Annotated in this window: 10 protein-coding genes and 6 tRNA genes; 1 reads left to right on the top strand and 15 read right to left on the bottom strand. The window is 43.2% G+C overall.

Translation table 11 applies throughout. The annotated features are described in order from the left end of the window. Positions 1-19: 19 nt before the first annotated feature. The 8 genes from aldA to ACFFLE_RS00045 form a co-directional block, all read right to left on the bottom strand. Positions 20-1,474, bottom strand: coding sequence for an aldehyde dehydrogenase (aldA, locus tag ACFFLE_RS00080; protein ID WP_380569066.1), 1,455 nt, complete (start codon positions 1,472-1,474; stop codon positions 20-22). A 460-nt stretch (positions 1,475-1,934) separates the two neighbouring features. Then, complete coding sequence (locus tag ACFFLE_RS00075; RefSeq protein WP_380569064.1) at positions 1,935-4,067, bottom strand: ATP-dependent Clp protease ATP-binding subunit; 2,133 nt, start codon at positions 4,065-4,067, stop codon at positions 1,935-1,937. A 300-nt stretch (positions 4,068-4,367) separates the two neighbouring features. After that, entirely contained in the window at positions 4,368-5,129 is a 762-nt protein-coding gene (locus ACFFLE_RS00070; RefSeq protein WP_380569061.1) for a SurA N-terminal domain-containing protein, read from the bottom strand. A 212-nt stretch (positions 5,130-5,341) separates the two neighbouring features. Continuing rightward, positions 5,342-7,144 carry a glutamine--fructose-6-phosphate transaminase (isomerizing) gene (gene glmS / locus ACFFLE_RS00065; RefSeq protein ID WP_380569059.1) on the bottom strand — a complete coding sequence of 601 codons (1,803 nt, stop codon included), beginning with the start codon at positions 7,142-7,144 and terminating at the stop codon, positions 5,342-5,344. A 315-nt stretch (positions 7,145-7,459) separates the two neighbouring features. Then, on the bottom strand, positions 7,460-8,809 hold the full coding sequence (gene glmM / locus ACFFLE_RS00060; protein WP_380569056.1) for a phosphoglucosamine mutase: 1,350 nt from the start codon (positions 8,807-8,809) through the stop codon (positions 7,460-7,462). A 25-nt stretch (positions 8,810-8,834) separates the two neighbouring features. After that, positions 8,835-9,773, bottom strand: coding sequence for a CdaR family protein (locus ACFFLE_RS00055; RefSeq protein WP_380569054.1), 939 nt, complete (start codon positions 9,771-9,773; stop codon positions 8,835-8,837). After that, positions 9,760-10,584, bottom strand: coding sequence for a diadenylate cyclase CdaA (gene cdaA, locus ACFFLE_RS00050; protein WP_380569052.1), 825 nt, complete (start codon positions 10,582-10,584; stop codon positions 9,760-9,762). The genes ACFFLE_RS00055 and cdaA overlap by 14 nt, the downstream gene beginning before the upstream one ends. A gap of 22 nt (positions 10,585-10,606) precedes the next feature. After that, a complete protein-coding gene (locus tag ACFFLE_RS00045) occupies positions 10,607-11,554 on the bottom strand; it encodes a helix-turn-helix domain-containing protein (protein WP_380569050.1) in 948 nt (315 codons plus the stop codon). 162 nt (positions 11,555-11,716) lie between these two features. Between ACFFLE_RS00045 and ACFFLE_RS00040 the strand changes: the two genes are divergently transcribed. Beyond that, positions 11,717-12,172: an ArsR/SmtB family transcription factor gene (locus ACFFLE_RS00040; protein ID WP_380569047.1), complete on the top strand. Its 456-nt coding sequence runs from the start codon at positions 11,717-11,719 to the stop codon at positions 12,170-12,172. Positions 12,173-12,262: 90 nt separating this feature from the next. Here the strand turns inward: ACFFLE_RS00040 and rocF are convergent, their stop codons facing one another. The 7 genes from rocF to ACFFLE_RS00005 form a co-directional block, all read right to left on the bottom strand. Beyond that, the gene (rocF, locus tag ACFFLE_RS00035) at positions 12,263-13,174 is read right to left on the bottom strand and encodes an arginase (protein WP_380569045.1); all 912 of its coding nucleotides are present in this window, start codon (positions 13,172-13,174) and stop codon (positions 12,263-12,265) included. Between the two features lie 129 nt (positions 13,175-13,303). Further along, a tRNA-Lys gene (locus tag ACFFLE_RS00030) sits at positions 13,304-13,376 on the bottom strand. Position 13,377: 1 nt separating this feature from the next. After that, positions 13,378-13,452 (bottom strand) — tRNA-Gln (locus ACFFLE_RS00025). Positions 13,453-13,461: 9 nt separating this feature from the next. Then, positions 13,462-13,542, bottom strand: a tRNA-Tyr gene (locus ACFFLE_RS00020). Between the two features lie 4 nt (positions 13,543-13,546). After that, positions 13,547-13,619: transfer RNA gene (locus ACFFLE_RS00015), tRNA-Val, on the bottom strand. A 10-nt stretch (positions 13,620-13,629) separates the two neighbouring features. Next, positions 13,630-13,701 (bottom strand) — tRNA-Glu (locus tag ACFFLE_RS00010). Between the two features lie 29 nt (positions 13,702-13,730). Further along, positions 13,731-13,805: transfer RNA gene (locus ACFFLE_RS00005), tRNA-Asn, on the bottom strand. Positions 13,806-13,888: the final 83 nt, after the last annotated feature.

Here is a 13,888-nt window from a genome sequence, read left to right as displayed (position 1 = left end):
CTAATCCACGGCTCCCCAATTACTGCTGGTCATCAGTTTTATATTGCATATAGACTGCCTGAGTCACCAGGAAATCCTCCATTCCGTGCTTGCCGTCCGCACCTCCAAGTCCGGACTGACGCATTCCTGCATGATAGCCCTGCACCGCTTCAAAGTTCTCACGGTTAACAAACGTTTCGCCGAATTTCATTTCATTGACTACGCGCATGGCCTCATTCAAATCATCTGTATAGACTGAAGATGAAAGGCCATATACTGTATCATTCGCTTTTTCAATCGCTTCATCCAATGTGGTGAACGTAGAAATGGGAATTACTGGACCGAATATTTCATCGCTCATTATATTCGACTGATGGGTGACATTAGTCAATATGGTCGGTTTATAGAAGAACCCCTCGTCCATCTCGGCAGGTGCGCCTCCAGTGACCACTTCAGCACCACCTTGGATTGCTTGCTGCACCATTCCATCTACAGTTTCGAGCCGCTCCTTATTAACCAACGGTCCGACTGAGATTTCCTTGTCTGTGCGTGGATCACCCATTTTCTTAGATTCGAATATTGCTCTTAGTTTTTCAGTCAACTCGTCAGCTACACTTTCATGTACATAAGCCCTCTCTGCGTTTGTACATGCCTGACCATTATTCGCAAGCCGTGATGCTGCTATATTTTGTGCTGCAAGATCTAAATCTGCGTTTTTCGTCACAATCGCTGGCGCCTTCCCGCCTAATTCCAAATTGACTTTCGTGATGTTCTGTGCAGCGGCTTCCATCACTTTCGAGCCACCTGGGATACTTCCTGTCATGGTCACCATGTGAACTTTCTTGTGAGTAGCCAACGCATTGCCTATTGCGGAACCGACACCTGTCACAACATTATATACACCATCTGGTATATCTTTCATTTCATGCACAAGTTTTGTAAATTCCATTGTTGTATTGGGCGTGTGCTGACTCGGCTTCACTACAATTGTACAACCGGTTACAAGCGCGGTGGCAACTTTCCTTGCCAGGATGAAAATTGGAAAGTTCCATGGTATGATTCCCGCTACAACACCGATCGGCTTTTTATAGATGAAGATGTTCTCATTAGGGCGATCGCTTGGAACTATCTCCCCTTCAATCCTTCTCGCCCATTCAGACATATAGCGGAAATAGTCTATGGCAAGATCTACTTCTCCGCTTGCCAACTCATAATCTTTACCTTGCTCTTCTTGAAGAATATCGATAAATCTTTCCCTGTTTTTTTCAATCTCATCGCCTAGCCTGCGTACAATTTTACCGCGTTCAATGTTTGGGGTCATTTCCCACTGTTTTTGGGCATTGAATGCCGCTTCTACAGCTTTGTCTACATCTTTTTCAGTACCTTTTGGTGTTTTGGAAATCTTTTCTTCTGTTGCCGGGTTGATGATGTCGAGCCATTCATTACCGGATGATTCGACGTATTGTCCGTTAATGTACAATTTATGTTCCTGCACAACGACGCCTCCTAGAAATATTTATCTTTCATCTTCCCTTAACCAGGAGGCCTTAAACTTTATAAGAATTGGTAAGCTTATCGTCAATAGTCATTGATGGTCTGCTGTTTATTGAACTCTTCCTCGTCATCGCCTGTACCACATGCGGTCAACAGCATGAGTGTCATACCGGCGGCCACCAATAGTTTGATTGCTTTCATGAAACTACCTCCTCATCTGGACTCCATCTGTCTTCACCCATCCTTCTCCATTTCAATGGCTGCAGACAAACTTCTAAAACCATTCTAACAGCGAGACCGGGTTGTGTCTAAGCGCCGCATGTCTTGATTCGATTGATAAAAGTTCCATATATGAAAAAGACTCCCGGGATTCCCCGGAAGTCTCTTCAGCCGATACTCATCATCTGTTTTCATGCTTTCATTTCAAGAAGTTCACATATCACATGTGTCCGTCTCAATTTTTAGACCACTGCAACTTTCACTTCTCCTTCTTCTAGTCTTACTTCAACATTGCCTACTGATTCCTCTTCCAGTATAAGATCTGTAAGTTGGTCCTCAACCTTATCCTGGATGACTCTTCTTAATGGTCTTGCTCCAAATCGTTTGTCATATCCGAGCCTTGCCAGTTCATATTTCGCTTCATCCGTAATCGTGATTCCGATGTCGTTGTCTTCGACAGTTTCCCGAAGTTCTGCCAACATGAGATCAACTATCAGGAATAGATCATCTTCAGAGAGTTCATTGAAGTTGATGATTGAATCGAAACGGTTCAGGAACTCAGGTTTAAAGTAGTCGCTCAGATTCTCCAGTGTCGATACAGACTCATGTGCATCTGCGTTGAATCCTACACTCGCTGTATTGGCTCCTGTACCTGCGTTACTTGTCATGATGATGACTGTATCCTTGAAACTGACCATACGGCCATGCGAATCTGTCAAATGGCCATCTTCCATAATCTGAAGGAAAGTGTTCTGTACATCAGGGTGTGCTTTTTCTATCTCGTCCAACAGGATGATGCTGTACGGGTTGTGCCGCACTTTTTCAGTCAGTTGTCCAGCTTCCTCGTGGCCAACATAACCCGGAGGGGAACCAATGATCTTAGACACTGCATGCTTCTCCATATACTCACTCATATCAAGGCGTATCATGGACTCTCGGGAACCGAACAATTCTTCCGCCAACGCCTTAGTCAGTTCTGTCTTGCCGACCCCAGTCGGTCCGACGAAGAGGAAGGAACCTATCGGACGGTATTTCGATTTCAGACCTGCCCTACTACGGCGTACTGCTTTCGCAACTTTTGCGACAGCTTCTTCCTGACCGATGACTTTGCTGGTCATTCTCTCTTCCAGATCACGCATCTTCTCTTGCTCATCTGCCTGCAACTTCGTTACAGGAATGCCAGTTTTCTCCTCGATTATCAATTGGATATCAGAGACATCAACGTCGATGGTCTTCTCTTCATCCTTAACTTTCTCGAGCTGTTTCTCGAGCTGGATTTCCACATACTTCAAGTTTGCTGCTTTTTCATAATCTTCTCGTTCTGCCGCCTCGGTTTTTTCTTTCTCGATTTCATCCAAATGCTGTTGTATGGCATGCGCATCGTTTTCTGCATTTGCCAAGTTCAGCCGTGAACCGACCTCATCCATCAGATCAATCGCCTTATCCGGCAAGAACCTGTCTTGGATATAGCGGTCAGAAAGAGATACAAAAGCGTGAATCGCTTCGTCGGAATAACGTACTTCATGGAAGTTCTCATAGCGATCCTTAATCCCTTGAAGAATTTGTTCCGCTTCTTCCAGCGTTGGTTCTTTCACTATAATCGGTTGCAAACGACGCTCCAGGGCCGCATCTTTTTCAATCTGACGATATTCTTTTAACGTGGTCGCCCCAATGAGTTGCATTTCCCCACGGGCGAGCGCAGGTTTCAAAATATTTCCCGCGTCCATCTGTGAACTCTCCGCTGTACCTGCTCCAACCAGCAGATGAATTTCATCAATGAATACGATGATGTCATCCCTTTGCTGTATTTCTTCGATCAATTGCTTCATGCGTTCTTCAAATTGCCCGCGGATGCCTGTATTGGCTACAAGCGAAGCGACATCCAGTATATATATTTCTTTGCCTATCAATTTTGTCGGCACTGCACTTTCAGTGATTTTCAATGCCAGTCCTTCTGCGATGGCCGTCTTACCTACCCCTGGTTCACCAATTAATACCGGGTTGTTTTTGTTGCGCCTGTTTAATGTTTCGATTACACGCTTCACTTCTTGATCGCGACCGATGACAGGGTCGATTTCTCCAGCTCTGGCCGCTTCTGAAACGTTTTTGCCAAGTTGCTCTATCAGGCTGTCATTACCCTCTTGGCCTTGCTTGACGGTGGTGCCGGTATGGCCAGATCCATTTCCTTCATAATATCCATCATTATGCCCTTCACCATTGAAAGGGAATCCGGATTGGAATCCATCAGAGTTCATCATTTGTTGTCTGATATCCCGGAAACATTGGTTGCATAAGTGCATCTGTACTTTTTTATTGTTGAGTTTCATTGCAACATTAACGTTTGCATCATTTATCCCACAATTTTGGCATTTCATGAGTCATACCTCCTATATAATTGACTTTGACTAACTTTGACTATATACATATTATAAAGCTCCTCAGACATCATTTCAAAGAGTTTGCTTGAAATTTTATTTGAACCCTTATTTGTTTGACTAACTTTGACTATATTATTATTATACATTGACCTTGTTTGACTTTCAAGTGTTTAACCTTAAAATCGTGATATAATAATAAGCCTCTATCGTCGTTGAACCTCTAAACTTAAAACCCCTGCACCGGTATTGAAACCCGGATACAGGGGATTGTAATGTCGTTTTTCATTTACTGGCATTTTACAGGTGTATAGTGATATCTCCATCCTCACGAAGTTTTTCGGCGAGTTTCTGGACGGCTTCACTCTCTTTCTGCGACTTGATCTGGGATTCCAGTTCAGGCTTAAGTTCTTCAAAAGATGGGAGTTCCTCGGCACCTTCCATTTGTTCACGCTGCTCTTTCGCATCATCATAAAGTGACTGCAATTCCTTCTCTGTCGGTTTAATTTCGCCCGTTTCTTCAGCAATCAGCTTATCTACTTTCACCTGAGTTTTAATCTGGGAGGTGATTTCCTCTTTAGACATGCCTTGTTCTTCTACTGCAGCATAGAAATCTTCTTTGGATTCCATGCCATTACGCTCAACCAGGTCACTAAGCATATCATCAACTTCTTTATCGGAAGCTTTATAATCCCGTTCTTCAGCTTCTTGAACAAGCAGCTTCTGACCGACTATTCCATCTGCTATCTGCTTCTTCAATTCATCCTGATCTACTTCTTCACCGGCCATCTGCTGCTGAATCGCAAGCTGTTGAAACTGTGCTGTATAAGTTTTTTCAAACTCATCTTTCTTCACTTCTTCGCCATTCACTTCTGCCACGACGTCTGGCACATCATCAAGCTCAGGTTCAGGCATTTCTGGCTGTTCTCCTTCACCCTTACTTGCTGTTTCTTCTTGTTTCTTCGCATCATTATTCTTATCTTCAGCTGACTCTTCCCCTCCGCATGCTGCTAAGGCAAGAACCAATGTGCCTAGAGTCAGAGCCATTAATATTTTCTTCATGATTATTTTAGAACTCCTTCCAATACTTACTGTCCGTCATTTTAACACACCATGGACTTATTTCCATTTTTTAAGGGGGCCACATCGCTTAATTTTTTTGAAATGTGAACATTACATGAAGTACATATGACTTTTTAGCTCACCGAAAATATAAAATAATGCCCTTTACAGAAGTTTTTTATCCATAAGGGCATCATTAAATGTTCTGCTTTCTATTCCACTGTCACTGATTTTGCGAGATTTCTCGGTTTGTCCACATCGTTGCCACGATGTAGCGCAGCATAATAGGCAATAAGCTGGTAGACCACTACCGAAACGAGAGGTGTCAGCATCTCATGCACTTGTGGAATGACATAGGTGTCCCCCTCCTGATCCATTCCTTCCATGGATACCATGCAGACTTTAGCCCCTCTCGCCTCGACTTCCTGGGCGTTGCCTCGGATATTCAAATTGACCCGTTCCTGTGTCGCTAAGGCAAATACTGGTGTATTCTCTTCAATCAATGCGATGGTGCCATGCTTAAGCTCACCACCGGCAAAGCCTTCTGCTTGAATATAGGATATTTCCTTCAATTTCAAAGCGCCTTCGACACCAACATAATAATCCATAGTGCGGCCGATAAAGAAAGCATTTCTTGTTGTTTCAAGGTATTCGTTGACGATCTGTTCGATTTCAGGCGCATCATCGATAACAGCTGTAATGGCTGTTGTAACTTTAGCGAGTTCACGCATCAGATTGATTTCAGTATCTTTGCCGAGCTCCCTTGCAGTGACTTGAGCCAGAATCGAGAGTACTGCAATTTGAGCCGTGTAGGCTTTTGTTGAAGCAACGGCGATTTCAGGCCCCGCATGCAATATAAGTGTTTCATCCGCTTCCCGGGCAAGGGTGGATCCAGGTACATTAGTCACAGTCAGGGATTTGTGCCCCTGCTTTTTGACATCAACCAGTACTGCCCGGCTATCTGCCGTCTCACCCGATTGGGAAATGAAGATGAATAGCGGTTTTTCTGATAGGAGCGGTGTATTATAGACGAATTCCGAAGCCACGTGCACTTCAGTCGGCACCCCCGCCCATTTTTCAAAGTATTCTTTGCCGATCAGACCGGCATGATAACTTGTTCCGGCGGCTATAATGTATATGCGGTCCGAACTTTTGAGTTGATCTATCACTGCACCGTCGATTTTAAGGTTTTCGTCCTTATCCTGATACTCCTGTATAATTTTGCGCATGGTTGCTGGCTGGTCATTGATTTCCTTGAGCATGAAATGGTCGTAAGTCCCTTTTTCAACTTCACTCTCATTAATTTCGGCTATAAAGGATTCCCTTTTAATTTCTTTACCCAAAGCATCTTTAATGATGATTTCATCTTTTTTCAGAAGTACGATCTCCCGGTCCATCAATTCAACAAATTCATTTGTCTCTTTAAGCATTGCGATTGCATCAGAAGTGATGACATTAAAACCTTTGCCTTTGCCCAGTAGAAGTGGGGATTTATTTTTTGCCGAATAGATGACTTCAGGCTCCTCTTCATCCAGCAGACCGATGGCATATGATCCATGAAGAAGATCCAAAGTTTTCGTGAAAGCTTCTTCAGTAGTCATTCCTTCCGCCGCGAACTTGGCGATGATCTCGACGATGATTTCAGAATCAGTGCTCGAGACCAATTCAACCTCCGGAATGTACGTTCCTTTAATTTGTTCATAATTTTCTATGACACCGTTATGGACCAATGTAAAGCGTTTATCCGTACTTTGATGAGGGTGGGCATTTTTGACATTCGGTACCCCGTGGGTGGCCCATCTTGTGTGACCGATACCCGCTGTCGAAGCAAAATCCATATCGACCTTTTCTGTCAAATCCTTGATCCTACCCTTTTCTTTGAAGACCTTTACTTCCTGTTCATTTCTGACACCGATACCTGCAGAGTCATAGCCGCGATACTCCATCTTTTCAAGGCCGTTGAGCAATATGTTTTTCACATCTTTGCTTCCTATATAACCAACAATTCCACACATAAAAAACACCCTTTCCAATTTAGTAGATTTATGCCAACGTTCTGTCCCACCAGTCACCCGGCAGTTTTATCAATTGGCTTCACGAATACTTTAGTATCCGGGACAGCATCCGCCGATTTTCGATAACTGTCCTCCTCGTCAACAGGAAACCCTGTCCAGGCGCTATTCCGATTTCTTGAACTCTCTTTATTCTCCTTTACTGTCAATGCTTTCATTCTAATGGAAATGCTTTACTGCCGCAATATAAATATGGATAACAGATATTGTCTCCTCGAAAAAACAAGCTTCCGGATTATTCATCCGGAAGCCTAAGATTTATTCCAGTCCCATTTCCTGTTGAACCACCTCAGCTATAGCATTGGCATAACCGCTTGAAAGCTCTTCTGTTTCCGCTTCAGTCATTACCCGTACAAGTGGTTCTGTACCTGAAGCCCTGACAAGGACACGACCATTGCCATTCATTTCCTTCTCAACTTCTTCAATCTTTTTAGACACTTTTTCATTTTTGACGACATTATATTTGTCGGAAACCCGGATGTTCACCAATTCCTGAGGGTACGTCTCAACTTGTTTTGCAAGTTGTCCTAGCGTCTTGCCGGAGGATTTGATGATCGCTGCGAGGTGGGCACCTGTCAAAAGTCCGTCGCCCGTTGTATTGTAGTCCATCATGATGATATGGCCGGATTGTTCGCCGCCAAGGCTATATCCTCCTGCTCTCATCTCTTCAACAACATATCTATCCCCGACTTTAGTCTTGTCACTTCTGAGCTTATGGGCTTCCAATGCTTTGTAGAAACCTAGATTACTCATGACTGTCGATACAACCATATCATCTTTCAGCATGCCTTCCGATTTCATATGCTGAGCCAGGATGAACATGATCTTATCACCATCTACAATATTGCCCTTTTCATCCACTGCTATTATCCTATCGCCGTCCCCATCGAAAGCGAACCCGAAATCACAACCTTCTTCTACAACAAGCTCTGCAAGTTTTTCAGGATGGGTTGAGCCTACGCCCGCATTTATATTCTTGCCATCAGGGTTACAGCCGATAGTCACTGTATCTGCTTCCAAATCACCAAAAAGATAAGGTGCCAGAGAATACGTCGAACCATGTGCACCATCCAGGCCAATCTTCATTCCTTCGAGATCGATATCCACTGTGGACTTCAGATAACTTATATATTTTTGCCCACCTTCGTAATAATCCGATTTGCTGCCAAGTTCAGCACCTGTCGGTCTTGGTAATGTATCCTTATCTGTATCCAGAAGTTTTTCTATTTCAGCTTCCTGGTCGTCGCTCAGCTTAAATCCATCGGACCCGAAGAATTTGATGCCGTTATCCCCTACAGGGTTATGTGAAGCTGAGATCATGATGCCTGCATCGGCATCCATCTCTTTGGTCAGATAAGCGACGCCTGGAGTCGAGATGACACCAAGTCGCATCACTTCTGCTCCAATTGATAAAAGTCCGGCCACGAGAGCGGATTCGAGCATTTCCCCTGAAATGCGTGTGTCCCGCCCTACCAGCACGGTGGGGTTGGTGTTTTCATTTCCCGCTAATATATAGCCGCCAAATCTGCCAAGCTTAAACGCCAATTCGGGAGTGAGTTCAGTGTTTGCAACACCTCTGACTCCATCAGTTCCAAAATATTTACCCATCTCTTTCTCCTTTTTAACCCAAGATTTAACTGTTTTCCTCAACCTGTATTTTTGCCTGCAGAACCGCTGGTTCTGTGCGGTCCACATTTTCCGGTAGATCGATTTTCACATCTTGTGAAGTAGATTGGCTTAAACCGTCTATATCTACATCTACATTCATTTCATCGATTCCTGATAATACATCTTCTGAACCGAATACTTCTACCGTTTCATAATTGAGGTCTACACTCTTCAATGAATATCCTTTTTTGACTTGGCCATTCACCTCAAAGCTTACCGGTACTTCCTTGCTTCGTTCATCAACCTTGATTTCAACCCGGACACGCCCTGGATCTAACTTGACGTCCAGTTTATTGAATTGGGCATCGAATACACTGACTTCAGCTTCTTCAACGCGATCTTCAGTAATTTTTGAATTGTCACTTAAGGTGGCACGTACATATTGTATACGATTCATCTGACTTTCTCCACCCACGACAGTGATTGTTTCAGGTTCCACCGTAATTGATTTAAGTTCATGATCTGATCCTATGCGACTGTCACTGATTTCTGCCTGTACTTCAAACGTTTTCGTTACAAGCTCCTGTATATCTACATTCGCCGCTTCTGGGACTATTTCTGCCGTCACATTTTCTGGCAGACCTTCTATTGTAAAATGTTCTTCATATTCTCCGATATCGCGATTCCTCAAATCCAGATAGACAGCGAGATCCCTCGTAGTCTGGAGCCTTTTGATGTTCGAAGCATTACCAAATAATTGTACATTGACTTGTTCAGGCGCACCTGACACGTAATAATCTTCTTCTTCATAGAGGATTTCTACTGGGACATCCTCAATTATTTCCATATCTGCTGTATCACTGTCCGCATTCAATAATTCATCAAATACATTATTGACCGATAAGAACATGAACAGTGCCAATGCCAAGGCGACAAATCTGAGCCCCCATTTACTTTCTAGCAAATAAACCGCCTCCTTCCTTCACAGGTGGAAGTATATGCCAATGTGTCTTCAACAGGTCATCTAGCTCTTCGAGTGTAATTTCTTTAGTCAGGTTGCTGTCGTATGAAACAGATATGTTCCCTGTCTCTTCTGACACAACTACCGTGAAGGCATCGGTCACTTCCGAGATACCAACTGCAGCGCGGTGTCTCGTTCCAAGATTTTTAGCTATTTTGTTGCTGTCGGATAATGGAAGATAACTCGCTGCCGTAGCTATCTGGTTCCCTTGGATGATCATCGCCCCGTCGTGTAGCGGGGTGTTTGGTATGAATATATTGATCAGCAGTTCTGAACTTATGTTTCCGTTTATGGGTATGCCTGTTTCTATATAATCCTTCAATCCAGTCTCCCTTTCAAAAACAATCAGTGCCCCGATGCGCCGTTTGGCCATATAACGCACTGATTTCACCATTGCTTCCCTAAGTTTATCGTGTTCCGATGTAGAACTTCCATTACCATTTGTACGGAACAGGCTGCCCCGTCCAAGCTGCTCGAGGGCACGCCTTAATTCAGGCTGGAAGATCACGATTATTGCCAGGAAACCCCATTCTAAAACTGTATCGAACATCTGAGTGGTCGTGGTAAGATCAAAATAGTTACTTATCGACCGGCCGATGAGAATGAAGAATATACCTTTAATCAGCTGAATTGCTTTTGTACCTTTCATGACTGTCATCAAAAGGTAAATGACATACCATACGATCAGCAGATCGACAATACTTGTAATTATAGTAGCTGTTGTGAAATTTCCTAAAACACTGTCCATCTGCATAATATGTCCCTCACTTAATCATTCATATACTGTCGAATTCTTTTTCCAATTCCCGATGAATTAAAGCCAGCACTTCATCATTTCCCACAGGCCGGATATCAGATTTGATATCACCAAAAAGTGCTGCGGCACTTTCAATGTCCCCTTTTTTAAAAAAGGCATAACTCATCAATAATTTTGCCTCTGGAATGTTCATGTTTTCCACTCTTTTTTGAAGCAGCTCATAATTGCCAATCATCGCAAAATTTTTTCCTTCGATCAGAGCCAACTCACTTGGTTTGTATTGGATCTGAAGCATTCTGGACTGCTTTTCCACCCTTTTAAGCATCCTTAATGATGTAAGATACTCTCCGCATCTCTGATAACAGTCCGCCACGGCAAACATGATACGGATCACTCCGAAATTCTGATCGGAAAACCGGAGGATTGTGAATAAAGTATCTTCCAACAAATCCAGGGCAGCCTCCACCCTTCTTTCTTCGACCATTAATTCCACCTTGAGAAGAATCGCATCAATATAGGTTTGATTGAAGGAGACAGCTGAAAGGAGTGTTACAGCCTGACCGATATGTACATTAAGATTCTTTCTGTCCCCGATATGCCTATAATACTTAGCATATAATAAATGGATCCTGCCATTATCCGGTGCTGGGACCTCATCCACCCTATGATATTCTTTATCGATGAAGTACTCAAATGAGGAAAAATCGCCCTGATCCACCTTCTGTTCATAATAAGAGATTTCGCGCAGTATCTCCACATCATTATACCTGAAATGAGAAACTTCCTGCATGAAATCATTGACTGAACAATTCAACCGTTCACTCAGTTTGATCAAAACGTTTGTGGAAGGATGGACACTGCCTTTTTCAATAAGACTTAAATAGGTTCTGGAGATGATTCCCTCGGCCAATTCTTCTTGAGTCAAATTATTATTGTTGCGGATTTCCTTGATACGCTGTCCTATCATAAAGGTGCCCCCTCCACTTACTTAACAATTCCATCATATCAAATTGCCCTTTATGCAACAAATGTTACAAGTGTTATCAGTCAAATAAATGAATGTTTATTCCGTTGACATAACAATTTCACTTAATCATACTATAAACATACATTATAAGGGGTGTTAAATGTGAAAAAACTGCTTGTAATAGATAATCTCGCTCAATTAAAAAGTGTCAGCGATCCATTTCGCATCCAACTCCTCACCATGCTTGGAGAAAAACCAAAGACAGGACAGATGCTTGCTGACGAACTTGAAATTCCTCGTGCCAAAATCCATTATCATCTGAATGAACTGCTCAAAAACGGAATTATCCATGTAGTGAAGACAGAAGAGAAGAATAGTATTGTACAGAAGTTCTATGAGCCCATCGCCAAAAAAGTAGTTCCTAATATAGATCTTCTAAAATATAGTTCAGATGAAAAGAAGAAGGATAGCATGTCCTATAACTTAAGAATCAAGGAAGATGATCTCAAACCCTTTAAAAAAGAGCTGAAAAAGTTCGTTAAAGATAATTCAGTAAAGAAAAGTACGAAAAACTCAAAAGATTATAAGGTCCAGATCATGCCTATAGGAGAAGACTGAAGGCAGATAAAAAAACCTGTGCCGGAAAACGACGTGACCCAAAAATTGAACGTTTTGAGGTCATCTCGAACGGCTACAGGTTTCTTTTTATTAAAGCTGCTTTTTTCCGAATAGGCTTTCTGCAATCTTCACGGCTTTTTCAGCTGTTTTATTCTTCTCATCAAGTAGAGGGTTCACTTCCACCAGATCCATCGAAGTGATCCTCCCACTATCGTTCAGTATCTCCATAGCGAGCTGTGACTCAGAGAGCGATAATCCTCCATCTACTGGAGTGCCTGTGCCCGGTGTTTCCAGTGGATCCAAGGCATCTACATCCACTGATAGGTGAATGCCATCTGTACGTCCCTCCAAATGGGTTAAAGCTTCTTTCATGACACTTTCTATACCTTTTGTTCTGATGTCGCCCATTGTAAATGTCAATATACCATTCTCTTTAATATATAACTTTTCCCCTTCATCCAGATCCCTCATACCTATAAGCACAACATTTTGAGGTTTTACCTTTATGCCTGGATTGTAGAGATTGACCAAATCCTCGTCGCCCACTCCGCATGATATGCCTAACGGCATCCCATGGATGTTGCCTGAAGGCGATGTGCGGCTATCATTGAGGTCACCGTGCGCATCGTACCAAATGACTCCCAAATCTTCATAGTGCTTGCTTATGCCCGCTAAAGAACCAATCGATAAAGAATGATCTCCTCCAAGTATCAAAGGGAACTGTCCTGAAGAGACTGTGTTGTCCACTTCAGCCGCAAGCTCGAGGCTGAAATCCATCACTTCCCTATAATTTAATAGATTCGTTTCATTCTTAATGGAATGATTGGAAGCATTAACCCGGTACTTACTTCGTATATCCCCCGCGTCAGTAACTGTATAACCTAACGAAGAAAGCGCTTTATCAAGACCTGCATATCGTATTGCGTCTGGTCCAAGATCTACTCCTAACCTGGGTTGTCCAAATGTTGTCGCAGCACCGATAATATGTATATTCTGACTCATAACAATCCCCTTTTCAGTCAATTCTCACAACATATATAATATACAACATTGGATTTTTATGCAAATATAAATAATATTTCGCATAAAGTATAAAAAAAAGACACTTCCCGTTAGAAAGTGTCTTGATGATGAGCCATAGAGGATTCGAACCTCTGACCCTCTGATTAAAAGTCAGATGCTCTACCAACTGAGCTAATGGCTCATGGCTGGGCTGACAGGATTCGAACCTGTGCATGACGGTACCAAAAACCGTTGCCTTACCGCTTGGCGACAGCCCAATAATAGAATGGAGGAGGGCAGATTCGAACTGCCGAACCCGAAGGAGCGGATTTACAGTCCGCCGCGTTTAGCCACTTCGCTACTCCTCCGTAATGGAGAATGACGGGTTCGAACCGCCGACCCTCTGCTTGTAAGGCAGATGCTCTCCCAGCTGAGCTAATTCTCCTAAAGATAAATGACCCGTACGGGACTCGAACCCGTGTTACCGCCGTGAAAGGGCGGTGTCTTAACCGCTTGACCAACGGGCCAGGATAATTTTTTATTTAAAACAAAAAAATGGCTCCACAGGTAGGATTCGAACCTACGACCGATCGGTTAACAGCCGATAGCTCTACCACTGAGCTACTGTGGATCAATCTATAAATTGCCCGGCGGCGTCCTACTCTCACGGGACGTCAGTCCAACTACCATCGGCGCTGGAGAGCTTAACTGCTG

It is taken from the genome of Salinicoccus siamensis (assembly GCF_042429615.1).
Taxonomy (GTDB): Bacteria; Bacillota; Bacilli; order Staphylococcales; family Salinicoccaceae; genus Salinicoccus; species Salinicoccus siamensis.
This window is presented reverse-complemented; position numbering and strand designations above follow the sequence as displayed.